Raw genomic sequence first — 24,370 nt, 5'->3', positions numbered from 1 at the left:
ATGGGCAACCGCCCCTCTGTTCTAGGAACCCACGGGGAAAGGCTCAAGCGAACTAGTCGCAGCGCTTCGAATCCTTGACGGCTTCGTACTTCAGCCACAGCTCGCACACGCACGTGTCCGGGCGCTGGGCCTCGTAGCGCACGCGCAGCACGCCGTTGAACTGCGTCTCACAGCGCGTCGTGCCCTCCAGGTGGAGGTTGACCTGGTCGAGCAGACATTCCTCGCCATTCACCTCGGCGACGGCGTTCACCACGCTCCCGTCGATGGCGAAGTCGTCCCCGTTCTCCAGGAAGTAGCCCGTGAGCCGGCTGTCCAGCAGGCTGAAGTCCAGGCTGACGACGCGGCCGGTGATCTGGAGCGTCCCCGTGAGCCTGTCCTCATTGGACGCCACCAGCCCGCATTCGTCGCGGAAGACCTCGACGGGGATGAAGTCATAGTTGCCCTGCTCCTGGGCGTAGGGCAGGCAGCCGGCCATGCAGACCACGAGGAGGGCGGGAACGAGGAGCTGGAAGCGTCTCGAGGTGGACACGGCGCGCACCATACCCCACGGGGCGCATTGGGTGCAGTGCGCAGTGGCGGGGGCGGTTAGACTCACGCGCATGAAAGACGGCTGCTTCGACCACGCAACCACCCTCTCCGACGCCCGGGCCAGCAAGCGGACCGGGCCGCGTCGGAAGCTGTAGGGACGCGGCGCCCGGCGGATGCACTACGCGCTCGTCCTCCTGGCCCTCGGGGCCCTGCTGGCCCTGCATGAGCTGGGGCACCTCGTCGCCGCGCGCCTGCTCGGCGTGAAGGTGCCGCGCTTCGTGTTCGGCTTCGGCCCGCCCCTGGTGTCCTTCCGGCTGTGGGGGACGCAGTACGTGTTCGCCGCGGTGCCGCTGGGCGCCACCGCGCACGTGCAGGGCATGAACCCGCACCGCGCGGACGCGGAGGAGCCGGCCAGCTTCCGCGCGCTGGGGCCGCTGCGGCGGGCGCTCATCATCCTGGCGGGGCCGCTGGCCAACGCGGCGCTGGCGCTGGGCATCCTCTTCGCGCTGTACACGTCGGGCACGCACGTGGTGGTGCCGCTGACGGTGGGCACGGTGCAGCCCGGCTCGGAGGCGGCGCGGGCGCAGCTGGTGCCGGGAGACCGCATCGTCAGCGTGGCCGGGCAGCCGCTGAAGAGCTGGACGGACTTCGTGCAGAAGGTGGCCGAGGCGCCGGGCCGCACGCTGGAGCTGGGCGTGGACCGGCATGGCGAGCAGCGCACGGTGCAGGTGCGCCCGCGTCCGGACGAGCGGGGCACGGGCCGCATCGGCGTGAGCCAGCAGTACGTGTACCGGACGCACGGCTCCGGTGAGGCGCTGGGGCACTCGTTCGCGCACATGGGCAGCGTGGCCACCGAGGGTGTGGCGATGCTCGGCCGGCTGGTGCAGGGGCCGCGGCACGCGGGCACGGTGGAGCCCGGGGCGCTGATGCGGCAGGAGTCGTCGGACGCGGCGGCCTCCGGGGCGGACGCGCTGCTGCGGGCGCTGGTGGCCGCCTCGGTGGCGCTGGCGCTCCTGACGATGCTCCCCGTGCCGGGGCTGGATGGCGGCCGGGTGGTGCTGCTCCTGGTGGAGGCGGCGAGCGGACGCAGGCTGCCCGCGCGCGTGGAGACGGTGGCGCAGACGGTGGGCTTTCTCGGCATCGCCGCGGCGATTGTCGCGATGGCGGGCGCGGAGATTCGCCGGGCGCTTCCGGAGCCGGCACCGCCTCCCGCTCCGGGCGTGGCGGGCGCGGCGGCTCCACCGGGAGCGCCCGTGCCGGCGGCGGTGACAGCGGCTCCGTCCGGCGGAGCGCCCGTGGCACGGCCGGCAACAGTCGTTCCCTCGGATGCGGGCGCGGTCGCCGGGAGCGCGGCCGGCCTGGATGCGTCGACCCCGACGCAGGGCGCGACGGTGGCCACCGGGACGCTGCCCGCTCCGGCGGCATCGACCGACGCGGGTACGACGGCCGCGGTTGCCGTGACTGGGAGCGCTTCCTCCGCCATGGCACCGGATGCGGGCCTGCTCCCCGCCCCTGCCGCGCCCACCGTCTCGTCCGGCAATGGCGCTGCCGCCGGCGGAGCGACGCTACCGCCCGCTGGAGCCGCACTGGGGACGCAGGACGCCTCGCCCCCGGCTTCGCCAGGGACGGACGGAGCCAGGGAAACTCCGCCCGCCCCGGGGCCACCCGCGACGCCCCCAGCGTCCCCGGGGGGAACCGCTCGCGTGGAGGCCGGGCAGACTCCGGCGCCGACGTCCGCCCCCACGGGCCCGGCGCCAGCGCAGGTCAGCCAGCCCACGCCGCCCTCGACTGCCGCCGGCACCCCTCCGTGACGGCCCGCCGCCCCAGCAGCCCCCACCCCAGCAAGCCCGCCCCGTGGAACCTGCGCCCCGTCCCGGCTGTCCAGGGACCTGGCAGGCGGCGGACGTCGCCTGCGGGACGTCCCGGGACACTTCGGGGAGCCGAGGAGTGGTGAAGGACCTATGCTTCAGCGCGCGATGAGCACCAAGCCGAGCGGAGGGCTGTACTGCGAGCTGTATTGGGGCACCAACCTGTCCGAGGCGTGGAGTTATGGCCCCGAGCAGGCCCAGGTCCACGCCGCTCCGGATGAGAAGGCCGCCCTGCCCCTCTACGGCTTCACGCTCCCGGAAGAGCCCTTCCTCCTGGCCGAGCGCACCGAGCGCGGCTGGCGCATCCACCTGCCGCCCGCGGTGCGCACCGAGCGCCGGGTGCGCGGGGACGCCTTCGGCACCGTGCCGGACACGGAGCTGCGCCGGGACGACGGCCGCACGTCCGTGGAGCTGTCCGAGGGCACGACGCTGCGCCTCTCCGAGGGTCAGCTCCACCTGGTGGTGCAGAGCTCCGTGGTGAAGGAGCGCGTCGGCCGCCTCCAGCTGAAGGACTTCGGCTGGCTGATGGTGGTCAGCGCCCTCTTCCTCAGCCTGCCGGTGGGCTTCCTCATCGCCGGCCCCACCCCGGAGCGCGCCGCCGAGTCCAACGCGCGCGCGCTGAAGGCCGCCGCCGAGCAGGAAGCCTCGCGCCGCAAGGCCATGGGCCTGAGCACCCCGCTGCGCCCGCTCACCGAGGGCGAGCGTGCCCAGCAGACCGACGGTGGCACCGGCGTCAACGTCCCCGGCTTCTTCCGCGTCCGCTGAAGCGTCAGGGCCCCAGGCCCACCCAGACGTCGCCGTCCTCGAAGAACTCCTTCTTCCAGATGGGCACGTCCTGCTTGAGCCGCTCAATCGCGTGCTCACAGCCCCGGAAGGCCTCCTTCCGGTGGGGCGCCGCCGCGGCGATGACCACCGCCAGCTCCCCCGGCACCAGCGTGCCCACGCGGTGGACGATGGCCAGCCGCGTCCCGGGCCACTGCACCGCGGCCTCCGCGCCAATCTCCGCCAGCTTCTTCTCCGCCATGGGCGCGTAGGCCTCGTACTCCAGCCGCAGCACGCGCCGGCCCTTCGTCTGGTTGCGCACGGAGCCGCTGAACGTCACCAGCCCGCCGAAGGCCTCGCCGCCCACCGCCTCCACCACCTCTTCCAGGCGCAGCGGCCGGTCCACCACCGAGAACAGTCCCGGCGAGCCCCCCGCCACCGGCGGAATCAACGCCACCTCCGCGCCGCCGCGCACCGGCGCCTCCGGGCCCACGAACTCCTGGTCCACCGCCACGCGCAGGTGCGGCAGCAGCGGCGCCAGCGCCGGGTGCCGCTCGGTGATGAGGCGCAGCACGTCGCGCACCAGCGCGCCCTCGGGCACCTCCAGCGCCTCGCGCGCCCCGCCCGCGCGCTCCCGGGCCGCGGCGAAGTAGAGGACGGTGACGCGCCCGCTCAACGCGAGCCCTCCCGCCCGTCACGCAGGGAGACGCGCCCCTTGAGCCGCGCCCCGCCCTCCGCCAGCGAGAAGTCCAGGAAGGCCGAGTCCAGCGGCGTGAGCTGCTCCAGCAGCGCCCCGGTGAAGGCCTGCGCCGCGTCGAGCTGCCCCGACGGCACGCCCGGCACCTCCTCCGGCGCCTGCAGGTCCGCGCGCAGCCGGCCCAGGTCCACCATCACCGATACGTGCCCCGCGTCGAACGCCGCGCCACCGAAGCGCTCGCGCAGCGCCGCGCCCACGTCCCCGCGCGCGCGCCCTTCCAGCACCTCGCCCGCCAGCAGCGTGGCGCGCTGCGGGGTGATGCGCAGCTCCACGGGCTGCTCGCGCACCTGCGTGCGGTACAGCACCCCGTCCGGCAGGGGCTGCGTGGTGTAGCGCAGCGACGTGTCCTGGAGCTGCTGGTCGATGAGCTTGCGCACGGCCTGCGCGGAGGTGAGCCCCGCCTCCAGCACCACGGTGCCCTTCGGCTCCGGCCGCTTGTTGCGGATGAAGTTGCGGAAGAAGGCGGGCGCGTCGAAGTACACCAGCATCGCCACGTCGCCGCGCAGCGCCTTCAGGAGCGCCTCCGCGTCCAGGCCCTGCTGGCGCCACCGCTCCAGCGTGCGCTCGCGGCGGGAAGAGCCCGGCGCGCCGAAGGCCAGCTTCGCCAGCTCCTCGGGCGGCACCGACAGCTGCGCGGCCGCCATGGGCCCCAGCGCCGCCTGCTCCAGCAGCGCGGACGCCGGCGCGCCCGTGCTCTGGAACAGCGGCCGCGACGAGGCCAGAAAGCCATCCAGCTCCATCGCCTCGGCGCCCTCCCCCACGCGCAGCGACGCGAAGAAGCCTCTCACCGGGCCCGGCTCCTCCTCCACCTCCCGCGGCTCCGGCCGCGCGCCTGAGTACAGGTACACGCTGCCCTCGGCCACCTTCCCGCGCAGCTCGCCCAGCAGCGGCTCCTCGGACAGGCCCGCTCCGGTGAGGCCCTTCACCTGGCGCCGCACCACCTCGGGGTCCGGGGACACCACGAGCTGCGCCTGCACGGGCTCGCCCTCCTCCGGCGCGTCGGGGCTCTCCGGCACGACGAGGTAGACGTAGCCCCGGTCCTCGAACAGCAGCATCGGCGGGCCGTTGTCCCCGGGCACCACCCGCGCCGAGCCGTCCTCCTGCCGCAGCACCGTGTGGCCCGCCTCCTCCAGCTCGCGCCCCACGGCGTCCAGGGCCTCGGCGGGCTCGTGCACGCCCAGCAGCGCCACCACGCCGTCGAAGTCGGGCGTGAGGAAGAAGCCGAAGCCCTCGTCCGGGTCCACCACGCCGCCGGGCCCGCCGTACAGGCCGCGAAGCAGCAGCGACACCAGCGGGGCCTCCTCCAGCGAGCGCCGCGCATTCTCCGGGCCGATGAGCCGCTCGTAGAAGTCCACCAGCGGCTCCACGCTGCCGCGCAGCCGGGGCACCCACAGCACCGTCTGCGCGCCCGCGGGCACCGCGCGCAGCACCGGCCGCGGCACCACGGTGAGCTGCACGCGGCCCACCTCCTGGCCCTCGTGCAGCGCCCGCACGGTGTACGTGCCCGGCCGCGCGAAGGCATGGGACAGGCGCGCGGCCTGCCGGGTGGCGGTGCCATCACCCAATTCCCAGGTGACGGCGGCGGCGCCCTCCTCGCGCGAGCCGAGCTCCACCGGCACGCCCGCCTCCACCGTGCGGTCCTGCCCCAGGTCCGGCCGCACCGCGCGGCGGCAGCCGGCCCCCGTGGAGGCCACGGCGGCCGTCAGCAGCAGGAGCGAGAGCAGCGAGGCGGCGCGGCGCGGGGAAAGCGGCATGAGCCGCTTAGTAGTCCAGCGCCAGTCCGAACATCCAGCGCCGGCTGGACAGGTTGAGCCCGCCGCCGCCGAAATCGTTCACATCCGCGTAGATGTACTCGGCGAACAGGTAGGAGTGGTTCACCCCCAGGTCCGAGTCGAAGTCGCGCGCGAAACGCGGCTCCAGCACGTCGAGCATGAAGGCCAGGCCGCCGGTGGCGCCCCAGCCCCACTTGCCGCCGGAGCCCTGGTTGCCACCCACCGACTCGGTGCCGCTGCCCTTGGTAATCCACCACGGCGTGTAGATGAGGCCCAGCTTGCCGTACGGCACCAGGGGGATGCCCCACTCGAAGGCCGCGTAGTCGAACTTGTAGAAGACGTTGGCGGCCAGCGGAATCACCCGCAGCGCCGTCTGCTCACCCGCCTTGCCACCGCCCGCCAACCTCGCGGCCGCGTACTTCTCCCCGTAGCCGGCGGACAGGCCGATGCCCGCCGTGCCGATGCCCTGGTAGAAGAAGCGCTGCAGCTCCGCCTCGAACAGCAGCAACGAGGCGTCACCGAAGGTGTCCTTGTACGGCGTCGCTCCGTTGAGCGCCGCCTCCTCGTCGATGAGGGGCTTGTAGCCGCCCAGACGGAAGCTGACGCCGCCGGTGCGCGGCGAGCTCAGCGACACCTCCGCCTCCGTCACCGTTACCGAATCCTGTCCCCATGCCGGAAGCGCGGCCAGCAGCGCCGCGAAGCCGAGGGCCGTTGCCCGCCTCATGACTGCTTCCTCCTCGACAGCCAGAATCCCAGGGCGGCCAGCACCGCGCCACCCGCCAGACCACCACCGGCCGCGCCGCAACCGCCCGTCTCCTCGCCGCCCGCCCCCTTGTAGGCCGCGAAGAAACCGTTGCTCTGGATGGGCGTGCCCTCGGACGGGTCCGAGTCGGTGGAGTTGCCCGCGACGTCCGTCGCCCTGGCGGTCACCTGGTAGGTCACCCCGTTCTCCAGGCCCTCCAGGTTCGCGAGGCCCTCGACGGCCGTCGTCTCGTCCGAGGCCACCACCGTCCCCGTGCCGCCATCCGCCTCCATGAGGGTGGCGGTGACGAGCACGGTGGCGTCCTCCTCGGCCGACACCGTGACACCCAGCGCGGAGTCGCGAGGCGTCACCGCGGTGATGGTGGGCTTGGGCGGGGGCTGGGTGTCGAAGCGCACCAGCACGGGCGTCGTCACCCGGATGACGGTGTCACACTGGAGCGTGACATTCTGCACCTTGGTGGAAGCGCACACGCGCATCGTCTGCTCCACCTGGGCCGTGGAGCACGTGCCCGCGCCGCCGTCCGTCGCCGTGAAGACGGGCAGGTTGTTCACAGGGACTTCGCGGAACAGGTTGCCCGGGTTGTTGACGCTGTTGACGGACACCGCCTGCAGCTCCTGGTCCCCTGCCCCCGGCTCGTCCTTGCAGGAGCCGCTCGTGGTGACCCACAGCTGCATGTCCTGACAGGCAACGCCCCCGGTGAAGGACCAGCGGACCTGCAGCGTGTCGCCGCAATCCTCGCCGTTGAGCCCGATGACCCTGGCGGTATCGGTGATGTTGTCGACCGTCAGGGAAAGGGTCTGTCCCAGGGCGGTCGATGCGAAGAGCAGGAGACCAACGAATAGGAAACGCATGGGTACGCGCACGCTAGCAAGCGGGAGGCCACCCACAACCCCCATTGTACCGGCGCACTTCCCCCGGGGCGGACAGCCGCCCCGCGCCAAACAGGCAGGGGGCGGCCGGGGGCGGTCTGCCAAATTGTCAGGCGGGGCGCTCGGCCAGCTTGAAGCCGGCCTCCACCAGGTTGAGGGCGGCCCCCCGGCTGGCGTTGTCCACGGCGGCGAAGAGCGTCACCCACTCCGGGGCCTGGGGGAAGGCGCGCACCCGGCCCACGTGCACGGCGGGGTCCGACATGACGAGCATGGGCATGGGGTAGATGCGCTCCCCGGGGGTGTCCAGCACCTTGAGCACCGGCGACGTCTTGAGGGCGGCGCGCACCTGCTCCACCGGGCCCGCCTTCTTGAGCTGCACGTTGAGGGTGATTCCGTGGCCGTAGAAGGTGGGCACCTGCACGGCGGTGCCGGCGATGACGGGCACGTCGCCGCGCGCGGAGAACAGCCGGGCGCCCTCCAGCGTCCAGCCGCCCTCCTCCTCCGTCCACGGCGAGTTGACCATGAAGCCGCCCACCTGCGGGACGAGGTTGAAGCCCACGCGGTGGGGGAAGACCTGGGGCTCCGGCTCGCGGCCGGACAGCAGGTCCGCCGTCTGCTTCTCCAGCTCCGCCACGCCGCGCACGCCCGCGCTGGACACGCCCATCATCGCCGTCACCTGGGCGCGCACCACGCCGAAGGCCCGGCGCAGCGGCTCCACCATGTGCACCACGGCGGTGGTGACGGCGCCCGGCAGGCACACCACGCGGCCCTTGAAGGTGAAGCCCGGGCCCAGCGCCTCGGTGTTGAAGCCGGGCAGCACCAGGGGCACGTTGCCGTCGCTCCGGAAGGCGGGGCTGGCGTCCACCACCCAGGCGCCCGCCGCCTGCGCGGCCGGGGCCAGCGTGCGGGACGCCTCGGCCGGCGTGGCCAGCAGCACCACGCCCACGCCCCGGAAGGCCTCCGGCGTGGCGCGCTCCACCTCGAGCGAGTCCTCGCCGTACTCCACCTCCAGCCCCTTCGAGCGCTCCGAGCCGAAGGCGCGCACCCTCTCGGCGGGCACGTCCTGGGCGTACAGCGCGGCCAGCACCTCACGGCCCACCGCGCCGGTGGCACCCACCACGGCGATACTGAAGTCGTTTTTCATGGCGCGTCCTTTACGTCACCGCGCACGCGCGCGGCGAGCGCCGCGCGCGTTGCGCTTTTCAGTCTTCCTTCAGCCGCGCCGTGGGCACGGGCCCCGGCAGCGGGGGGAACTTCGGATTGCGCTCCGGCTCGGAGGCGCGCACGTAGTGCGGCTCCAGCGCGAAGAGCGCCTGCAGCGAGCGCTCCTCCGGGAAGCGCACCAGCCGCGCCAGCTCCACCGCCGACGGGAAGGCCGGCCCGGCCAGCAGCCGCTCGGGCGCCACGCCGTGTGACTGCAGCGCGGCGCGGTAGTCCGTCAGCGCGGGGCCCAGCGCCACCGCGCGAGGCTCGGCCAGAAGCCGCGCCGCCACCTCCCGCGGCGACATGGCCGTCTCCGGCTCCAGCGCCTCCACGGTGGTGCCCGTGCGCTGGTACGCGCCCAGGTACAGGTCGTCCTTGCGCGCCACCGCGAGGCAGTAGAGCGGCACGCCCTCCGGCCCCTCCAGCGCCACCGCCGCCAGCGACGACGCCCCGGCCACCTTGAGGCCCGTCGCGTACGCCAGCGACTTCACCGTGGCCAGGCCGATGCGCAGCCCCGTGAAGGAGCCCGGCCCCAGCCCCACCGCCAGCCCCTCCAGCTCCGCCAGCTTCACGCCGTGCCGCGAGAGCAATTCGCCCACCACGCCGGGCAGCAGCTCGCTCTGCTTCTGGGGCGGGGGCACCACCACGTGCTCCAGGGCGCGCAGGGCCCCGGAGGGCTCGCGCTCCACCAGGGCGAGCGACAGCGTCATCGTGGAGGTGTCCAGCGAGAGGAACATGGGGCCGCTCCCTACACCGGCGCGGCCCACGACGCCCGGGGAATCTCCGAGACGGGCTTCTCGCAGCGGTACAGCCGCACGCGCGTCACGCCCTTGTCAATCATGTCCAGCTTCTGCGCGGCCGCCTTGGACAGGTCGATGATGCGGCCCTCCACGAAGGGCCCGCGGTCATTCACCCGCACCTCCACCTGCTTGCCGTTCTCCATGTTCACCACGCGCAGGCACGAGCCGAAGCGCTCCTTGCGGTGCGCGGCGGTGAGGGCGTTCTGGTTGAAGCGCTCGCCGCTGGCGGTGGGCCGGCCGTGCAGGCCCGGGCCGTAGAAGGACGCCAGCCCCTCGCCCAGGTACGTGCGCGGCATCTGCTCGCGCGTCGTCACGCGCGGCGAGCCGGAGGACTTCGGCTCCTGCCGCGAGGCCGTCGTCTCCGGCGGCTGTGGCTTCGCGGCGCGCTGGGCGCACGCCGCGAGGAGGCTCAACCCGAGGACGGCGGAGACGGAGACAACTCGCATGGCACCCCTAGCGCATGATGTCGTTCTTGACGGCCAGCAGCATCAGCATGATGAGCAGCGCCAGGCCGACCATGTTGGCCACCTCGCGCACGCGCACCGGAATGGGACGGCGGCGCACGCCCTCCCACGCGGCGGACAGCAGGTGGAAGCCGTCCAGCACGGGGATGGGCAGCAGGTTCATCACGCCCAGGTTGATGGAGATGAGCGCCATCAGGTTGAGGAAGCTGTCCAGGCCCTGCTCGGCCGTCTTGGACGCCATCTGGTACATCATGATGGGCCCGCCCACCGTGTTCAGGGGCACCGTGCCCACGAACAGGCCGCCGATGACCTTCACCATCTGCCCGACGATTTTCGGGACGATGAGCGCCGCCTCGCGCAGCGCCTCGCCCGGCCCGATGTAGACAGTCACCTCATCCGCCGGGGGCACGTCCGAGACGTTGATGACCCAGCCGCGCACGCCGAGCGCCAGCGGCGCGGAGCCCATTCCGTCCTCGATGGGCAGCGGCGCCTGCGCCAGCTTCTCCGTGCGCTCGCCGTCCGCGCCGCGCCACACGAGCGTGAAGGGCTGGTCCTTCAGCTTGTTGAGCTTCAGCGCGAGCTTCTGGAAGGACTCAATCTTCTCGCCGTCGAGCGACACGACGCGGTCTCCCGGGCGGATGCCGGCCTTGTCCGCCGCGCTGCCCGGGGCGACGATGGCCAGGTACAGGTCCGCCGTCTCGGCGCCCAGCGCCGCCATCCCCGCGCCCGCCTGCTTCGGCACGGTGATGTTCACCACGCTGGGAAGGCGGCCCATCACCGGCCCCACGTCCACCGGGGCCAGCCGGCGCACGGCCAATTGCAGCGGCGTCCCCTCGGGGAACTTCTCCAGGGCCTGCTCGAGCTGCCCCTCGTCCTCCACCTTGACGCCATTGACGGACAGGACGCGGTCGAACGTCTTCAGCCCGGCCTGCTCGGCGGCGGAGCCCCGGGGCACGCCCACCAGGGCCGGCCGGGACGCGGCGCCAATGCCGATGGAGCCCTTCTCCACCGTTTCAATGGGGTTCGACTCCACCAGCTTCTGCGGCGTCACCTCCAGCGTGACGCGCTGCCCGCCGCGGTCCACCACCACCGGCATGGGGCGCTCGAAGCGGCCGATGAAGGCCTCCGAGATGTCGTTGAAGGTGCGCACCGGCACGCCATCCACGGACACCAGCCTGTCGCCCGGGCGGATGCCAGCGGCGGCCGCGGGCAGGCCCGGGCTGACGGTGCGAATCAGGGTGGACGTGGCCTGGTGCGGGCCGACGTAGACGAAGAAGTAGATGAGGATGGGGAAGATGAGGTTGAACGCCGGCCCCGCCAGGACGATGAGGCCGCGCTTCCAGGGCGGCTGCGCCAGGAAGCCCCGGCTGGCCTCCTCCGGGCTGAGCTCCTCGTGGGGCATGTCGCCCGCCATCTTCACGAAGCCGCCCAGGGGCAGCAGGGCAATCTGGTACTCCGTCTCGCCCTTGGTGAAGCCAATCAGCTTCGGTCCGAAGCCGATGGAGAACTTGAGGACCTTCACCCCACAGGCCTTGGCCACGAGGAAGTGGCCGAGCTCGTGCACCGTCACGAGCACGCCCAACAACAGGATGAACAACCCGGCGTTCTGGAGCATGGGCGCAACAGTAATCTTGGGCGCCCGGGCGGACAACGCACATCGGGGCCCGCCAGGCAGGCGGGCAGGCGAAATCGCGCGCGGTTACGGGAGGAGGCCGCGGACGAATTGCACGTAGACGAACACCAGGGGGGCGTTGAACAACAGCGCGTCGATGCGGTCCAGGACGCCGCCGTGCCCGGGGATGAGGAACCCCGAGTCCTTCACGCCGTACGCCCGCTTGAGCATGGACTCGCACAGGTCGCCGATGGGCCCCAGGATTCCGCCCGCCACGCCCAAGAGCACGCAGTCCCACACGGTGAAGACGGGGAAGAAGAAGGCCCGGGCGATGAACATGCCGCCCACCGAGCCCACCATTCCGCCGAAGAAGCCCTCCCACGTCTTGTTCGGGCTCACCTCGGGGTAGAGCTTGTGCTTCCCCAGGAAGCGGCCGAAGAAGTAGGCGGCGGTGTCGTTGGCCCAGGTGATGACCAGCGCACAGATGACCCACGCCAGGCCGTCCCCGGGCAACAGCCGCAGGGCGGACAGGGCGGTGAGGCCCACCGCGCCGTACAGGAAGCCGTTGACGAGGTGCGCGGTGCGCGTGGGGGCCTCGGCCAGCGGGCCCTTGAAGAGGTGGTAGATCCACGCGAAGAACGCGAAGACGATGGTCAGCCAGAAGGCCGTCTCACCGGTGCGCGCGGCGTCCTTCAGCGGCAGGAAGGGCAGCACCGCGGCGAAGAGCATGCCCACCCAGGCGGCCACCGTCAGCCGCTTCTGGACGATGAGGTAGTACTCCCCCACGCAGGCGGCGGCGGCCACGGCGAGCAGTCCGGCGCTCCAGATGCCGCCCAGGAACAGGAGCAGCAGCACCAGCGGCAGCAGCGTCACGGCCGAGACGATGCGGATGACGAGGTTTCGGTTCTTGTCGTTCACGCCTTGGCCCGCTGGGGAGGATCCTCCCGCTTCACCTGGGCGGAAGTGAGTCCGAAGCGCCGCTCGCGCTGCTGGTACTGAGCCACGCAGCGGAGGAACTCATCGGTGCGGAAGTCCGGCCACAGGGCGTCCGTGAAGCACAGCTCCGCGTACGCCACCTGCCAGAGCAGGAAGTTGGACACGCGCAGCTCGCCGCTGGTGCGCACCACCAGGTCCAGCGGGGGCAGCCCGTTCGTCCAGAGAAACTGCTCGAAGTCCTTCTCCTCGACAGGGCCCGCCGCCGGCAGGTCGCCCCGGGCGATGGCCTCCGCCATGCGCCGGGCGGCGTGGAGGATTTCCTCCCGCCCGCCGTAGGACAGCGCCAGCGACAGCACCATGCCGGTGTTGTGCGCGGAGTCGGCGATCAGCCGCTCCAACGGATCACGCACGTAGCGGGGCAGCCGCTCCACGTCGCCAATGGCGTTGAGGCGGATGCCGTTGTCGAGGATTTCGGGGCGCTCGCGCTCGAGGTAGTCGCGCAGCAACTCCATGAGGCCGGCGACCTCCTCGGCGGGCCGGGCCCAGTTCTGCGAGGAGAAGGCGTACAGCGTGAGGGCCTGGATGCCCAGCCGGCGCGCGGTGCGCGTCACGTCGCGCACACTGGAGCTTCCCTCGCGATGGCCCTCCAACCGGGGCAGGCCCCGGGACTCCGCCCAGCGACCGTTGCCATCCATGATGATACCCACGTGGCGAGGCACGGGACGGGCCTTCACCTGAAGCTCGAGGGCGGAAACCAAGGGGCGTTCCATTGAGCCGCGCACCCTATCCACGCCGCCGCGCTGCGTCCACGGGCGCGTGGCTCAACCGTCACCCGTGGGCCCCGGCCGGTCGCCCGGCCGGGCTGAGCGGCCGCGGCGGATTCAGCATGTGAGGCGGAGTAGGCATGCTGGGCTCGCATGCCTGCTCGCTGGTTCAGTAGACGGGCCAGTTGGGCCGCACGGTCTCGATGGAGCCGTTGAGCCATGACGCGTACGCGGCCTCGTCGGCGATTTTGTACGGGGTGCGGTAGGTGCGCTCGAAGTGCTCGGCCCAGTGCGGCTGGGCGCCGTCGAGGTCCGTGAAGCCGTACTCGCGCGCGAGGTCCCAGGAGGAGAAGACGCGGCCGGCCTTGGTGCCGACGTTCGGGTCCGCGGCGAGCGCGGCGACGGCGCGGCCCACGAAGAAGGGAGACTCCGAGCAGATGAAGTCCGGCTCCACCTTCGCGCCGTCGCGCCAGTTGGCCTCGGTGACGCCGAAGGCCTCGAGCATCTCCTCCGAGCGCAGGAAGCCCGGCGTCAGGGCGAGCGCCGTGACTTTCGTGCGGCGCAAGTCGCGAGACATGCCGAAGGCCAGGCGGATGGCGGTCATCTTCACCAGGTCGTACCAGAGGCTGCCGCGGTAGCCGAAGATGTTGCCGTCGGTGACTTCGACGATGAGGCCGCGGTCCTGCTCCACCATGAGCGGCACGGCGTAGCGGCTCGTGAGGAGGTGCGTGAAGACGGCGCGCTCGAACATGAGCTGCCCCTTCGCGGGGGACTGCTTCCAGAACGGCGGGCCGAACTCGACGAGCTGCTCGCCGCCCCAGATGTCGTTGACGAGGACGTCGAGCCGGCCCTGCTCGCGGCGGATGCGCTCGCAGAGGGCGATGACTTCTTCCTCCACGGAGTGGTCCACGCGGACGGCGATGCCCTTGCCTCCGCGCGCGTCGACCAGCTCGGCGGTTTCTTCGATGGTCTCCGGACGCTTGGGGCCGGAGGCGGGCTGGCCGCGGACGCTGCGGCCGGTGCAGTACACGGTGGCCCCGGCCTCCCCGAGCATGGCGGCGATGCCGCGCCCCGCCCCGCGCGTGGCGCCTGCGACGAGTGCGATGCGTCCTTCGAGTGGCTTCATGGCTGGGCTCTCCTTGAGGACCGGGATGGTGGAGGCATTCGCGAGCTTCGCCGGTCGTTCTGACGGGCACCCTAGTGAGGGAATCCTGACACCTGTTGTCATGATTCCGCGCGTACAGTCCGCGCCTGAATGAGAGCTGACCGACTCGTCAGGTTGACGTTGTTGCTGCAGACGCGCCCGAAGATGACGGCGGGCGAGCTGGCGCGTGAGCTCCAGGTGTCCGAGCGGACGATTCACCGCGATGTGGAGGCGCTCTCCGGCGCGGGCGTGCCGGTGTATGCGCTGCGCGGGGCGGAGGGTGGCGTGGCGCTGCTGGAAGGCTGGCGCACGCAGCTCACCGGGCTGACGCGGGCGGAGCTGCATGCGCTGGCGACCGTGGGGGCGCCTGGGGCTCTGGAGGATTTGGGGTTGTCGGCGCCGCTGCGCACGGGGCTGGTGAAGCTCGCGGCGGCGCTGCCGGCGATTCAACAGCCCGCGCTGGAGTACGCACGGCAGCGGCTGCATGTGGACGCGTCCTCGTGGTTCGCCGAGCGGGAGCCCGTTCCGTACCTGGCCGTGCTGCGGGATGCCGTGTGGCAGGACCACCGCGTGTCGCTGGTGTACCGGGACTTCGATGGGAAGCAGAGTCAGCGAGAGGTGGACCCGTACGCGCTCGTCATCAAGGCGGACCGCTGGTACCTCGTCGCGGGGAAGGAAGGCGAGCCGCGTGTGTACCGGGGCTCTCGGGTGGAGGGGGCGCGGATGCTGGCGGAGACGTTCGTCCGGCCGGCGCGCTTTGACTTGCCGTCGTTCTGGAGGGAGTGGTGCAAGCGCTTCGGCGAGAAGCGGGCGACTTTCGAGGTCACGCTGCGGCTCACGGAGGAGGCGGCGGAGAAGCTGCGGCAGATACGGCCGCGGACGGAGCATGCGCGCTTCGATGCGGCGCCGAAATCACGGGATGGGTTCAAGAACGTCACCGTGGACTTCGAGCGGGAGAGCATCGCTGTCGGCCAGCTCTGTGAGGTGAGCGGCGGCTTCGAGGTGCTCGCGCCGGAGGGACTGCGGAACCGGCTGCTTGGCCTGGCGAATGGGATTCTGGCGGCGCATGGCCACGCGGCTCCGCGACGAGGTGTTTCCCGGAAGAAGAAGCGCTGACGGACCTCGGTCGGATACCAGATGCCCCAGATTCGCCGTGGTACGGTCGGTTTCCATGGAAAGCCTTTCTTTCTGGGGGACGTCTGTCCGGGGCCTGTTCTTGAGCCTGCTCCTGGTCATGCCAGGGCTGGCGCTCGCACAACGCTCGTCACCTGCCGTGACGAAGCAGACAGAGGGGTTCCAGGCGCAGTTGAAGGAGGCGGCGCGCCTCTACGAAGAACTGGAGTACGAACAGGCTCTCGACGCGCTGACCCAGGCCAGGGCCCTGGCGAAGACCGACGACGAGCGGACCCGGGTGGCACTGTACGAAGGCATCGTGCTGGCGGACCTCGGCCAGCGGCCCGGGTCTCTCGCTGCGTTCCGTGAGGCGCTGTCCCTGAAACTGGAGGCCCAGCTTCCGGTGAAGGTGTCCCCCAAGGTGGCTCGAGACTTCGAGACCGTGCGTTCGGAAGTTAAGGCCGAGCACGCGGCACTGGCGCGTGCGAAGCCACCGCCTTCCCAGCCGCCTCCGGCGACGACGGACCGCCCGACGCGGCCTGCCGATAAGGTCCCGGGACTCGTCGCGACGCCGACGCCTGAAGCTTCCGAGCCTGCGCCTGCCGGAGACCTGGGCGCGACGTCGCTGGTTGAGAAACCCTCTCGCCGAATCCGGCCGCTCCCGGTGGCATTGCTCGGCGCGGGCGTATTGGCCGGAGGCGTGGGGAGCTACCTCGGCCTGCAGTCCAAGGGCAACATCCAGGACGCGCGCGAGGGCAGCCGCATTGGCTACCAGGTTGCGCGTCTGGACGAAGCCAGAGGACAGGCGCTCGCAGCCAATATCCTCTTCGGCGTCGCCGTTACCGCGACGGCAGGTGCTGTCATCACCTGGTTCACTGGCGACGGCAAGGCGAACGAGAATGAGGTGCTTCAATGACTCGCGCGGGACTCGTCGTGCTGTTGCTCTGTGCTTCCTGCACGGTTCCGAGCCTCAAGGAATTCCAGTGCGATGGCGAGGCCCCTCTCAGCGTGAATGAGATCACGAATGGACCAGCCGACGCGGTTCTCGGCGGCGATACCGAGGCATGCAGAGCGATAAAGGTCACCGTGAGCTACGACGGCTTCAAGCCTGGCTGCGTGCGAATGAGGGCACGCGACGTGGAAGGTAGCGTCGAGTGGCTCTCGCTGATCTCAAAGGACGTGGAGGCTGAGAGCCTCAGCGGCGATGCCTCTGGCGGCAGCATCGTCGTGGGAGTGCTTTATCCCGACATCTGGGGCAGCAATGTGGAGGTGGAGGCGCAAGCTTACGAGCGCGCCTGCACCGGCGAGCCGGTGGTGACGCACTCGCGGCAGGTCAAGTTGACGCGGGGCCAGACGACGGACACGACGCTATCGTTGCTCGCAATAGACGCGGACGCGGACGGCTACGTGTCCCGGCTTTCGGGCGGCACGGACTGCAATGATAACCAGGTCTTCATCAATCCCGGTGTGACCGAGTGGTGCAACGGCGTGGACGACAACTGCAATGACCAGTCGGATGAGGTGGAGTTCCAACTGGGACAGCCATGCAACGCGGGCGCCAGCTGCCAGGGCACGCGCGCCTGTGGCAACAACGGCAAGGTTTTCTGCAACGTGCCGATCACCGCCATGGCGTACCCGGACATGGACCGGGATGGACACGGCGACAAGAACGCGACTGCCACGGCCCTTTTTTGCAATGACATGCCGGCGGGCTACGTCACCAGCCCGAACGACTGCGACGACAGCATCGCCACCGTGTTTCCCGGCGCCCAGGAGTTCTGCGACGGCCGGGACAATGATTGCGACGGCCCGAGTGACGAGGACTTCCCTGAGCTGGGTGCCGCCTGCACTACGCCTGAACAAACCACCGGGACAAACGTGTGCGCATCCGACCGCAGTGACGTCGTTTGCCAGGCCCAGTAACCACTCACCCGGCGGCCTGGGCCGCCCCTACTCCGCTTCCAGGTTGAGCTTGAACACGTTGGGCTGGTCCGCCTTCACCTCAATGGACCTCACCACGTCCTTGCCCAGCTCCTTGTTCACGAGCCGCAGGGTGTGCTTGCCCACGGGCACCTCGACAGCCCCGAGCGGTGTCTGACCAAGCACCTTCCCATCGAGTGACACGACGGCATACGGCCGGATGCGGAACTCCAGCGTGCCCTTGGCAACCACGGCAACCGGGCGCGCAGCCGGTCGCGGACGCGCCGGAGCCTGAGTCACAGCCTTCTTCTCCACGACGGGTTCAGCCACCGGCGTCGAAGGCGCGACCATCGAAGGAGGAGCCCCCGACGGAGCGCCCGTCCGCGGCGGCGCCTCCACCACCGGCTGCCGCGCCGCGGTCTCCGCCACACCGTTCCCCGAGGTCTGAGCCACAGGAGCCGCCACAGCCTGCGGAGTCGGAGTCGCGGGAACCCGCGCAACCTCCTCGGCAACCGGAGGCGTCTGCTCCGGCAGCGGCTGGATGGTCACCGGCACCGCGCGCTCCGAGCCCGAGCCGAACAGCACGACGGCTCCGCCCAGCGCGAGCAGCACCCCGCCCACCGCCACCGCGACGAGCTTCCGGGAGCCCTTCGGCTCCTGCCGGGGCGCGGCGAACTCCGAGCTCCGGGTATGCACCGCATCGTCCGCGTCCACCTTCGCGGCAACCTCCGCGCGCACCGGCGGCGACGGCATCGAGGACAGCGGAGCCTCCATCACCACGGCCACCGGCGGCTTCCACGATTCGCCGACGCGACCTCTAGCCACCCCAATTCCGAGCGCGGGACGCACTTCCGTCCGGGGCCGCGAAGACGACGGCTCGCGGCCGGACGCGGAAATTGCCCGCTCCTGGACCGTGGCGCGCGCCGCGGGTCCGAGCGCCGGGAGATCCTCGACCGTCGACCTCACATCGGCCCCCGGCACGGAGCGCAACGCCGGAAGCTCCTCGGTCGTCGCCCGCGCCACCTCACGCACCGCCGAGCGCATCGAAATCGGCATCGGCGTCGTGGGCGACGTGGAATCCACGGGCGACTCCACCGGAGCCACCATGGACCTCGGCGCCGTCGGCGGCTTCGGCCCCGTCTGCACGCGTGGCGCCACCGCCTGCGGCGCCACCGCCTGCGGCGTCACGCCCACGGGCCCGCCCACCCCATCCGCCAGCAACTGCGCCATGAACTGCGCAATCTGGTACGCGCCCACCGACTCACCGGTGGACATCACGAACCGCTCCAAATCCGCCTGCAGCGCCCGGCAGTCCGGATACCGCTTGTCCCGGTCCTTCGCGAGCGCCCGCTCCAGCACCTGCACCAGTGCCGCCGGCAAGTCCGGCCGCCGCTGCGTCGCGGGAATGAACGCCTCGAAGAGAATCGCCTGCATCACGCTCACGTCCGTCGTCGCGTCGAACGGCCGCTTCCCCGTGAGCAGCTCGTACAGCACCACCCCGAGCGCATAGACGTCCACCCGCCTGTCCAGCGGCTTCGTCTGCAGCTGCTCGGGTGGCATGTACGCCACCTTCCCCTTCACCACACCGGTCTGCGTGCGGTGCCCCTGCCCCGCCACCTTGGCGATGCCGAAGTCCACCACCTTCACCGCGCCCTGCCGCGACACCAGGATGTTGTCCGGGCTCACGTCCCGGTGAATCAGCCCCAGCGGCTCGCCCGTGGCCGGGTCCCTGAACTCGTGCGCGTACGCCAGGCCCTCGGCCGCGGACGCCACCAGCTTCGCGCACAGGGCGGGCGGCAGGGGCACCTCCTGCGCGCGCTTCACCAGCTTTCGCAGGTTGGGCCCGTCGATGAGCTCCATCGCCAGGAAGAAGCTGCCCTCGGCTTCACCGAAGTCGAAGATCTGCACCACGTTCGGGTGCTCGAGCTGGGCCGCCAGCTTGGCCTCGCCGAGGAACATCTCCACGAAGGCCGGGTCCTCCGCCAGGTGCGGGAGGATGCGCTTGAGCACGAGCGTCTTCTCGAAGCCCATGGGCCCGGCGGCCTTCGCGAGGAAGACCTCCGCCATGCCTCCCGTGGCGAGCTTGCGAACGAGCTGGTACTTCCCTAATTGCATTTGAAACCGGGTTCTCCCAGGTTTGGCGGAAAAGTAAAACCCCGCCCCGGCTCGCTCTGCCCAACTCCAGGCAAACGGGCGTGAATCGCGTTTGACCCTGACCCGACGCGGTCCGTAGGATCTCCGCACCCCATGCCCCCGAAGGTCATTGGTCCCTACCGCGTCCTGGAGACGCTTGGCAGTGGCGGGGCCGGGACCGTGTACCGGGCCCTGGACCGCCGAACCAACGACGAGGTCGCGCTGAAGCTGCTCTCAGCCGGCCCCGCGCTGGACGCTCGTGCCGCGCGCAGGCTCGCCCGCGAGTTCGACACGCTCGCGGACCTGTCCCACCCCAACGTGGTGAAGGTCTTCGAGTCCGGCGTCCACCAGGGCTGGCCGTACCTCGCCATGGAGCTCATCGAGGGGCTCACCCTCCGTCACTACCTGGACATGAGCGGCGAGGACCTGCTCTCCAACGCCACCGGCCTGACGCCGCGCAGCCCCCTGTCCATCCGGCGCACCGCGGACGACGACTTCGGCACCGGCAGCGACAGCCTCTCCGAGTCCCAGGAGAGCGGCGAGGCCGTCTTCGGACTGGCCGCCTTCGCCGACGAGGCGCCCAGCGAGGACGTCGCCAGCTTCGCGGGCGGAGGCCTCGGCGGCGGCATGTCCGCCGGGTACGACTCGGACGACTCGATGGAGGGCCTCGCCCCACCGCCCCCCGCGCCCCGCAAGCCCGAGGTGGAGGACCGCGGCCACGTGATTCGCGTGGAGGAGCTCAACCGGCCGGAGCGCATGGGGCGCCTCAAGGACGCGATGCTCCAGGTCTGCGAGGCGCTGGCCTACATCCACGGCCACGGGCTCGTGCACCGGGACCTCAAGCCCTCCAACATCATGGTGGACGAGGACCGGCAGGTGCGGCTGATGGACTTCGGCCTCGCCAAGTTCCTCGCGGACGACGTGGCGATTACCGAGGCCGGCAAGCTGGTGGGCACCTACCGCTACATGGCGCCGGAGCAGATTCTGGGCGAGCCGCTGGATGGACGCTCCGACCTGTACAGCCTCGGGGTCATCCTCTATGAGTTGCTGAGCGGGCGGCCCCCCTTCGACGCGAAGACGCCGCACGAGCTCTGGCGCCAGGTGCTGGAGATGGAGCCGCCACCGGTGCTGGCGCTGAACCTTCACGGGGACCCGCAGCTGGCGCGCGTGGCCCACCGCCTCATCCGCAAGGAGCCGGACGACCGGTTCCAGACGGCCGAGGAAGTCTACGAGGCACTTTCCGAGTGAATGCCCCCAAGCTGCACACCCTCACCGTGGACGCCGACAAGGCGGGCCAGCGGGTGGACCTCTTCATCGGCGAAGCGCTCGGCCTGTCGCGCGCGCGGCTCAAGCGCCTCTTCGAGGCCGGCGCGGTGAAGGTGAATGGCCGCACCGCGAAGAAGGGCCTCACGCTGGAGGCCGGGCAGCGCATCGCCGTGGAGGTGGAAGAGGAGTCGCGCGAGGCCGTCCCCGACACCGACTTCCCGCTGGCGGTGCTGCACGAGGACGCGGCACTGGTGTTCGTGGACAAGCCCGCGGGCCGTCCCTCGCACCCCCTGCAGCCCGGTGAGACGGGCACGGTGGCCAACGCGCTGGTGGCGCGCTACCCCGAGTGCGCGCAGGCCTCCGTGGACCCTCGCGAGGGCGGGCTGTGCCACCGGCTGGACGTGGAGACGTCCGGCGTCCTCGTGGCGGCGCGTACGCGCGAGGCGTGGACCACGGTGCGCGAGGCCTTCGGCGGGCGCACGGTGGACAAGCGCTACGTGGCGCTGGTGACGGGGCCGCTGACGGACGAGGGCGACATCGACGTGCCCCTGCGCCACCACCCGCGCCACCCGGACCGCGTGGAGCCCGCGCCCTTCGGGGCCGAGGATGCGCGCGAGGCGCAGTCCCGCTTCAAGGTGCTGGCCCGCACGGGGGACTACAGCCTCGTGGAGGTGCAGATTCTCACCGGCGTGCTGCACCAGGTGCGCGCGCACCTGGCGGGCGTGGGTGCCCCCATCGTCGGGGACACGCTGTACGGCGGCCGCGAGGCGCCGGGCCTGGGCCGCTTCTTCCTGCACGCGCGCTCGCTGTCGCTGCCCCACCCCCAGACGCAGCAGCAACTGCGCGTGAGCAGCCCCCTGCCCCCGGAACTGCGCGCGGAGCTGGAGCGCCTGGGCCTGCCGCTGCCGGGCGAGCGCCAGGACTGATTCAGCACCGCCGACCCTACCCTCTACATCCTCCCCGAGGACACGCCCCTTCAGGGTGTAGCCCTACGCGCCCATCACCTTCACGATGACGCGCTTTCGGCGCTGTCCGTCGAACTCGGCGTAGAACACCTGCTGCCATGGCCCCAGGTCCAGCTTCCCCGCGGTGACGGGGATGATGACCTGGTGGTGCACGAGCATGGACTTGAGGTGGGCGTCGCCGTTGTCCTCGCCGGTGCGGTGGTGGCGGTAGTCGGGACCGAAGGGCGCCAGCGTCTGGAGCCACTCCCAGATGTCTTCATGGAGGCCGGACTCGTCGTCGTTGACGAAGACCCCGGCGGTGATGTGCATGGCCGAGACGAGGACCATCCCTTCCTGGATGCCGCTCTTGCGGACCAGCCCCGCCACCGTGTCGGTGAGCCGGACGAGCTCGCGCCGCTCCTTGGTTTCGAACCACAGGTACTCGGTCAGGGTCTTCATGTCGGCGGCCATGGAGCGTCAGAGGGGCCCACTACAGTGACTCACGCCATGCGAGCCATCATCCACGTGGACATGGACGCCTTCTATGCGTCCGTGGAGCAGCGCGACAACCCCGCCCTGCGCGGCAAGCCGATCATTGTCGGCGGGCACGCACAGCGAGGGGTGGTCGTCGCCGCGTCCTATGAGGTCCGTCCCTTCGGGGTGCGCAGCGCCATGCCCATGGCTCGCGCCATGAAGGCCGCGCCCCATGCGATTGTCGTGAAGCCGCGCTTCTCCGCGTACGCCGAGGCCAGCGAGCACGTCTTCGCCATCTTCGAGCGCTACACGCCCCTCATCGAGCCGCTCTCGCTCGACGAGGCCTTCCTCGACGTGACGGCGTCGGTGGGCCTGTTCGGCTCGCCCGCGGACATCGCCCGGCGCATCCGCAAGGAGATTGCGGACGAGCTGTCCCTGCCGGCCTCGGCGGGCATCGCCACGGTGAAGTTCGTGGCGAAGATTGCCTCGGACCTGGCGAAGCCCAACGGCCAGCGCGAGGTGCGGCCGGAGGAGACGGTGGCCTTCCTCGCGGCGCTGCCGGTGTCGCGGCTGTGGGGCGTGGGGCCGAAGACGGAGGAGGCGCTCAAGCTCGCCGGACTGCGCACCATCGGCGACGTGGCGGCGCGGGAGCCGGAGTGGCTGGAGGAGCGGCTGGGCTCCAGCGGCCGGCACCTGTGGGAATTGTCCCAGGGCATCGACGTGCGCGAGGTGGTGCCGGACCGCGCCGCCAAGAGCGTGGGCGCGGAGGACACCTTCGAGGAGGACCTCACCGGAGTGGACGCGCTGAAGCCGCACGTGCACTCGCAGGCGCTGCGGGTGGGGCGCCGGCTGCGACGGGCCGGAGTGAAGGGCCGCGTGGTGCAGCTCAAGCTGAAGTTCTCGGACTTCACGCTCATCACCCGGCGCACCACGCTGCGCGAGGCCACGGACGACGGGCAGGCCATCTACCGCACGGCGCTGGAGCTGATGGAGCGCTCGCACGAGGGCAAACCGATTCGGCTTACCGGAGTGAGTGTGCAGTTGGACGAGGTGCCGCCGCAGCTCGGCCTCTTCCCCGCGGCGCCGCCGCGCACCGCGAAGCTCAACGCCGCGCTGGACAAGATTGCCGAGCGCTTCGGCAGCAAGGCGATAACGACGGCGGACATCGCCGGGAGCGAGGCCCCCGCCGACGACGAGCACCGCTCCGAGCGCCCGGTGGACAAGCCGAAGCGCTGACGCGCTCCCCAGCCGCTGTTCACGCGGGCCCTTCATCGCGGCCACGCGCCCTCGATGCGAGCCACCGGCCCGGCGCCGCGACGTCAGTCCGCCGCCGGCACCATGTCCGGCGGCGGGGGCTGGCGCAGGGCCTCTTCGCGGGCCATCAGCACCACGCCCACCAGGGCCATGCCTCCGCCGAGCACCTGCACCCAGTCGGGTGTCTCGCCCAGCAGGGGCACGGCCCACAGCGTGGCCAGCACCGGCTCGCCGAGGGCCGCCACCGAGACGAAGGGCGCGGACAGGTGGCGCACGGAGGCGTTGAGCATCGAGTGGCCGATGAGCTGCGGCACCACGGCCAGCCCCACGAGCACCCACCAGGTGCGCGGCGTGAAGCCCGTGAGCGGCGAGTCCACGAAGGCGTGCGTCACCATCAGCGCCACCGCGGCCACCGAGTACACGACGCCCACGTAGGTGCCCAGGGACATCGCCTCGCGCACGCGCCGGCCGATGACGAAGTACGCCGCGGCCAGGATCGCGCCCAGCACCGCGAGCATGTCGCCCCAGAGTGCCTGTCCGCCCAGCGCGAAGTCCCGCGCGCCGATGAGCACGCTGCCCGCGAGGCACAGGCCGATGGCGCCGAGCCCGCGCGGGCCCACGCGCTCGGACAGGGACATCCAGGCGAACAGCATCACCCAGACGGGCGTCGTGGTGACGAGCGCCACCGAGCTGGCCACGGTGGTGTACTGCAGGGACGCAATCCACGTCGCGAAGTGCAGCGCCAGGGCCAGCCCGGACAGCACCAGCCAGCCCCACGTGCGTGCGTTGAGCGAGGCCAGCTCGGAGCGGCCCCGCAGCAGCGCCAGGAGCAGCAGCGGCACGGAAGCGAAGGTGAGGCGCCACGCGGAGATGGCCAGCGACGGCGCCTCCGCGAAGCGGATGAGCGGGGCGGCCCAGGACACGGCCACCACGCCCAGCACCAGCCCTCCGTAGACCCGCGTACGAGATGGGCTCGGCGACCTCGAAACCGAAGGGCTCACGACACCCGCCTTCCGTAGACCCG

The 24,370-nt window shown here is 71.3% G+C and carries 23 protein-coding genes; 8 read left to right on the top strand and 15 right to left on the bottom strand.

Annotation, left to right across the window (positions count from 1 at the left end; genetic code table 11):
- Positions 1–52: 52 nt before the first annotated feature.
- Positions 53–529: a hypothetical protein gene (locus ACX9TP_RS14590; protein WP_482980334.1), complete on the bottom strand. Its 477-nt coding sequence runs from the start codon at positions 527–529 to the stop codon at positions 53–55.
- 172 nt (positions 530–701) lie between these two features.
- Between ACX9TP_RS14590 and ACX9TP_RS14585 the strand changes: the two genes are divergently transcribed.
- Both ACX9TP_RS14585 and ACX9TP_RS14580 read left to right on the top strand, forming a co-directional pair.
- On the top strand, positions 702–2,339 hold the full coding sequence (locus ACX9TP_RS14585; protein ID WP_482980333.1) for a M50 family metallopeptidase: 1,638 nt from the start codon (positions 702–704) through the stop codon (positions 2,337–2,339).
- A 150-nt stretch (positions 2,340–2,489) separates the two neighbouring features.
- Positions 2,490–3,161 carry a hypothetical protein gene (locus tag ACX9TP_RS14580; RefSeq protein WP_482980332.1) on the top strand — a complete coding sequence of 224 codons (672 nt, stop codon included), beginning with the start codon at positions 2,490–2,492 and terminating at the stop codon, positions 3,159–3,161.
- A gap of 4 nt (positions 3,162–3,165) precedes the next feature.
- Here ACX9TP_RS14580 and moaD read toward each other — a convergent pair whose 3' ends face one another.
- The 11 genes from moaD to ACX9TP_RS14525 form a co-directional block, all read right to left on the bottom strand.
- A complete protein-coding gene (gene moaD / locus ACX9TP_RS14575) occupies positions 3,166–3,834 on the bottom strand; it encodes a molybdopterin converting factor subunit 1 (RefSeq protein ID WP_482980331.1) in 669 nt (222 codons plus the stop codon).
- Complete coding sequence (locus tag ACX9TP_RS14570) at positions 3,831–5,669, bottom strand: PKD domain-containing protein (RefSeq protein WP_482980330.1); 1,839 nt, start codon at positions 5,667–5,669, stop codon at positions 3,831–3,833. Before ACX9TP_RS14570 ends, moaD begins: the two co-directional genes overlap by 4 nt.
- Before the next feature lie 7 nt (positions 5,670–5,676).
- Positions 5,677–6,411, bottom strand: a complete 735-nt coding sequence (locus tag ACX9TP_RS14565; RefSeq protein WP_482980329.1) for an MXAN_2562 family outer membrane beta-barrel protein — start codon at positions 6,409–6,411, stop codon at positions 5,677–5,679.
- Positions 6,408–7,301 (bottom strand): MXAN_2561 family MXYO-CTERM-anchored protein, encoded by an 894-nt coding sequence (locus ACX9TP_RS14560; RefSeq protein WP_482980328.1) that lies wholly within the window; start codon positions 7,299–7,301, stop codon positions 6,408–6,410. The genes ACX9TP_RS14565 and ACX9TP_RS14560 overlap by 4 nt, the downstream gene beginning before the upstream one ends.
- Positions 7,302–7,428: 127 nt before the next feature.
- Positions 7,429–8,463 (bottom strand): aspartate-semialdehyde dehydrogenase, encoded by a 1,035-nt coding sequence (locus ACX9TP_RS14555; RefSeq protein WP_482980327.1) that lies wholly within the window; start codon positions 8,461–8,463, stop codon positions 7,429–7,431.
- A 58-nt stretch (positions 8,464–8,521) separates the two neighbouring features.
- Positions 8,522–9,259 (bottom strand): tRNA (adenosine(37)-N6)-threonylcarbamoyltransferase complex dimerization subunit type 1 TsaB, encoded by a 738-nt coding sequence (gene tsaB, locus ACX9TP_RS14550; protein ID WP_482980326.1) that lies wholly within the window; start codon positions 9,257–9,259, stop codon positions 8,522–8,524.
- An 11-nt stretch (positions 9,260–9,270) separates the two neighbouring features.
- The gene (locus ACX9TP_RS14545) at positions 9,271–9,768 is read right to left on the bottom strand and encodes a septal ring lytic transglycosylase RlpA family protein (protein ID WP_482980325.1); all 498 of its coding nucleotides are present in this window, start codon (positions 9,766–9,768) and stop codon (positions 9,271–9,273) included.
- A 7-nt stretch (positions 9,769–9,775) separates the two neighbouring features.
- The gene (gene rseP / locus ACX9TP_RS14540) at positions 9,776–11,401 is read right to left on the bottom strand and encodes an RIP metalloprotease RseP (protein ID WP_482980324.1); all 1,626 of its coding nucleotides are present in this window, start codon (positions 11,399–11,401) and stop codon (positions 9,776–9,778) included.
- Between the two features lie 84 nt (positions 11,402–11,485).
- Entirely contained in the window at positions 11,486–12,316 is an 831-nt protein-coding gene (locus ACX9TP_RS14535) for a phosphatidate cytidylyltransferase (RefSeq protein WP_482980323.1), read from the bottom strand.
- On the bottom strand, positions 12,313–13,104 hold the full coding sequence (gene uppS, locus ACX9TP_RS14530; RefSeq protein ID WP_482980322.1) for a polyprenyl diphosphate synthase: 792 nt from the start codon (positions 13,102–13,104) through the stop codon (positions 12,313–12,315). The genes ACX9TP_RS14535 and uppS overlap by 4 nt, the downstream gene beginning before the upstream one ends.
- 163 nt (positions 13,105–13,267) lie before the next feature.
- Positions 13,268–14,224: an SDR family oxidoreductase gene (locus ACX9TP_RS14525; RefSeq protein ID WP_482980321.1), complete on the bottom strand. Its 957-nt coding sequence runs from the start codon at positions 14,222–14,224 to the stop codon at positions 13,268–13,270.
- A 129-nt stretch (positions 14,225–14,353) separates the two neighbouring features.
- Here ACX9TP_RS14525 and ACX9TP_RS14520 point away from each other — a divergent pair, with 129 nt between their 5' ends.
- The 3 genes from ACX9TP_RS14520 to ACX9TP_RS14510 all read left to right on the top strand — a co-directional run bounded on the left by ACX9TP_RS14520 (position 14,354) and on the right by ACX9TP_RS14510 (position 17,278).
- Complete coding sequence (locus ACX9TP_RS14520) at positions 14,354–15,358, top strand: helix-turn-helix transcriptional regulator (protein WP_482980320.1); 1,005 nt, start codon at positions 14,354–14,356, stop codon at positions 15,356–15,358.
- Between the two features lie 100 nt (positions 15,359–15,458).
- On the top strand, positions 15,459–16,271 hold the full coding sequence (locus ACX9TP_RS14515) for a tetratricopeptide repeat protein (protein WP_482980319.1): 813 nt from the start codon (positions 15,459–15,461) through the stop codon (positions 16,269–16,271).
- Positions 16,268–17,278 carry a putative metal-binding motif-containing protein gene (locus ACX9TP_RS14510; protein ID WP_482980318.1) on the top strand — a complete coding sequence of 337 codons (1,011 nt, stop codon included), beginning with the start codon at positions 16,268–16,270 and terminating at the stop codon, positions 17,276–17,278. The genes ACX9TP_RS14515 and ACX9TP_RS14510 overlap by 4 nt, the downstream gene beginning before the upstream one ends.
- Before the next feature lie 27 nt (positions 17,279–17,305).
- Here the strand turns inward: ACX9TP_RS14510 and ACX9TP_RS14505 are convergent, their stop codons facing one another.
- Positions 17,306–19,390 carry a protein kinase domain-containing protein gene (locus ACX9TP_RS14505; protein ID WP_482980317.1) on the bottom strand — a complete coding sequence of 695 codons (2,085 nt, stop codon included), beginning with the start codon at positions 19,388–19,390 and terminating at the stop codon, positions 17,306–17,308.
- A gap of 132 nt (positions 19,391–19,522) precedes the next feature.
- On the opposite strand from ACX9TP_RS14505, the gene ACX9TP_RS14500 reads away from it, so the two are divergent.
- A complete protein-coding gene (locus ACX9TP_RS14500) occupies positions 19,523–20,656 on the top strand; it encodes a serine/threonine-protein kinase (RefSeq protein ID WP_482980316.1) in 1,134 nt (377 codons plus the stop codon).
- The gene (locus ACX9TP_RS14495) at positions 20,653–21,600 is read left to right on the top strand and encodes an RluA family pseudouridine synthase (RefSeq protein ID WP_482980315.1); all 948 of its coding nucleotides are present in this window, start codon (positions 20,653–20,655) and stop codon (positions 21,598–21,600) included. The genes ACX9TP_RS14500 and ACX9TP_RS14495 overlap by 4 nt, the downstream gene beginning before the upstream one ends.
- A gap of 63 nt (positions 21,601–21,663) precedes the next feature.
- Here ACX9TP_RS14495 and ACX9TP_RS14490 read toward each other — a convergent pair whose 3' ends face one another.
- Positions 21,664–22,077, bottom strand: a complete 414-nt coding sequence (locus tag ACX9TP_RS14490) for a secondary thiamine-phosphate synthase enzyme YjbQ (RefSeq protein WP_482980314.1) — start codon at positions 22,075–22,077, stop codon at positions 21,664–21,666.
- Positions 22,078–22,125: 48 nt separating this feature from the next.
- Between ACX9TP_RS14490 and dinB the strand changes: the two genes are divergently transcribed.
- Positions 22,126–23,328: a DNA polymerase IV gene (gene dinB / locus ACX9TP_RS14485; protein ID WP_482980313.1), complete on the top strand. Its 1,203-nt coding sequence runs from the start codon at positions 22,126–22,128 to the stop codon at positions 23,326–23,328.
- A gap of 83 nt (positions 23,329–23,411) precedes the next feature.
- On the opposite strand, the gene ACX9TP_RS14480 is transcribed toward dinB, so the two are convergent.
- On the bottom strand, positions 23,412–24,347 hold the full coding sequence (locus ACX9TP_RS14480) for a DMT family transporter (RefSeq protein ID WP_482980312.1): 936 nt from the start codon (positions 24,345–24,347) through the stop codon (positions 23,412–23,414).
- Positions 24,348–24,370 lie beyond the last annotated feature (23 nt).

The sequence above is a fragment of the Pyxidicoccus sp. M15 genome, assembly GCF_056858435.1.
Note: the sequence above shows the minus strand (reverse complement) of the source record. Positions and strands in the feature narration are given on the sequence as shown.

What these genes read in the sequence shown, in the direction of transcription:
- dinB (WP_482980313.1), top strand. Translation starts at nt 22,126, where the DNA reads ATGCGAGCCATCATCCACGTGGACATGGACGCCTTCTATGCGTCCGTG.
- ACX9TP_RS14545 (WP_482980325.1), bottom strand. Translation starts at nt 9,768, where the DNA reads ATGCGAGTTGTCTCCGTCTCCGCCGTCCTCGGGTTGAGCCTCCTCGCG.
- tsaB (WP_482980326.1), bottom strand. Translation starts at nt 9,259, where the DNA reads ATGTTCCTCTCGCTGGACACCTCCACGATGACGCTGTCGCTCGCCCTG.
- rseP (WP_482980324.1), bottom strand. Translation starts at nt 11,401, where the DNA reads ATGCTCCAGAACGCCGGGTTGTTCATCCTGTTGTTGGGCGTGCTCGTG.
- ACX9TP_RS14500 (WP_482980316.1), top strand. Translation starts at nt 19,523, where the DNA reads ATGCCCCCGAAGGTCATTGGTCCCTACCGCGTCCTGGAGACGCTTGGC.
- ACX9TP_RS14520 (WP_482980320.1), top strand. Translation starts at nt 14,354, where the DNA reads ATGAGAGCTGACCGACTCGTCAGGTTGACGTTGTTGCTGCAGACGCGC.
- ACX9TP_RS14510 (WP_482980318.1), top strand. Translation starts at nt 16,268, where the DNA reads ATGACTCGCGCGGGACTCGTCGTGCTGTTGCTCTGTGCTTCCTGCACG.
- ACX9TP_RS14560 (WP_482980328.1), bottom strand. Translation starts at nt 7,301, where the DNA reads ATGCGTTTCCTATTCGTTGGTCTCCTGCTCTTCGCATCGACCGCCCTG.
- ACX9TP_RS14580 (WP_482980332.1), top strand. Translation starts at nt 2,490, where the DNA reads ATGCTTCAGCGCGCGATGAGCACCAAGCCGAGCGGAGGGCTGTACTGC.
- ACX9TP_RS14570 (WP_482980330.1), bottom strand. Translation starts at nt 5,669, where the DNA reads ATGCCGCTTTCCCCGCGCCGCGCCGCCTCGCTGCTCTCGCTCCTGCTG.
- ACX9TP_RS14555 (WP_482980327.1), bottom strand. Translation starts at nt 8,463, where the DNA reads ATGAAAAACGACTTCAGTATCGCCGTGGTGGGTGCCACCGGCGCGGTG.
- ACX9TP_RS14565 (WP_482980329.1), bottom strand. Translation starts at nt 6,411, where the DNA reads ATGAGGCGGGCAACGGCCCTCGGCTTCGCGGCGCTGCTGGCCGCGCTT.
- ACX9TP_RS14525 (WP_482980321.1), bottom strand. Translation starts at nt 14,224, where the DNA reads ATGAAGCCACTCGAAGGACGCATCGCACTCGTCGCAGGCGCCACGCGC.
- ACX9TP_RS14505 (WP_482980317.1), bottom strand. Translation starts at nt 19,390, where the DNA reads ATGCAATTAGGGAAGTACCAGCTCGTTCGCAAGCTCGCCACGGGAGGC.
- ACX9TP_RS14585 (WP_482980333.1), top strand. Translation starts at nt 702, where the DNA reads ATGCACTACGCGCTCGTCCTCCTGGCCCTCGGGGCCCTGCTGGCCCTG.
- uppS (WP_482980322.1), bottom strand. Translation starts at nt 13,104, where the DNA reads ATGGAACGCCCCTTGGTTTCCGCCCTCGAGCTTCAGGTGAAGGCCCGT.
- ACX9TP_RS14490 (WP_482980314.1), bottom strand. Translation starts at nt 22,077, where the DNA reads ATGAAGACCCTGACCGAGTACCTGTGGTTCGAAACCAAGGAGCGGCGC.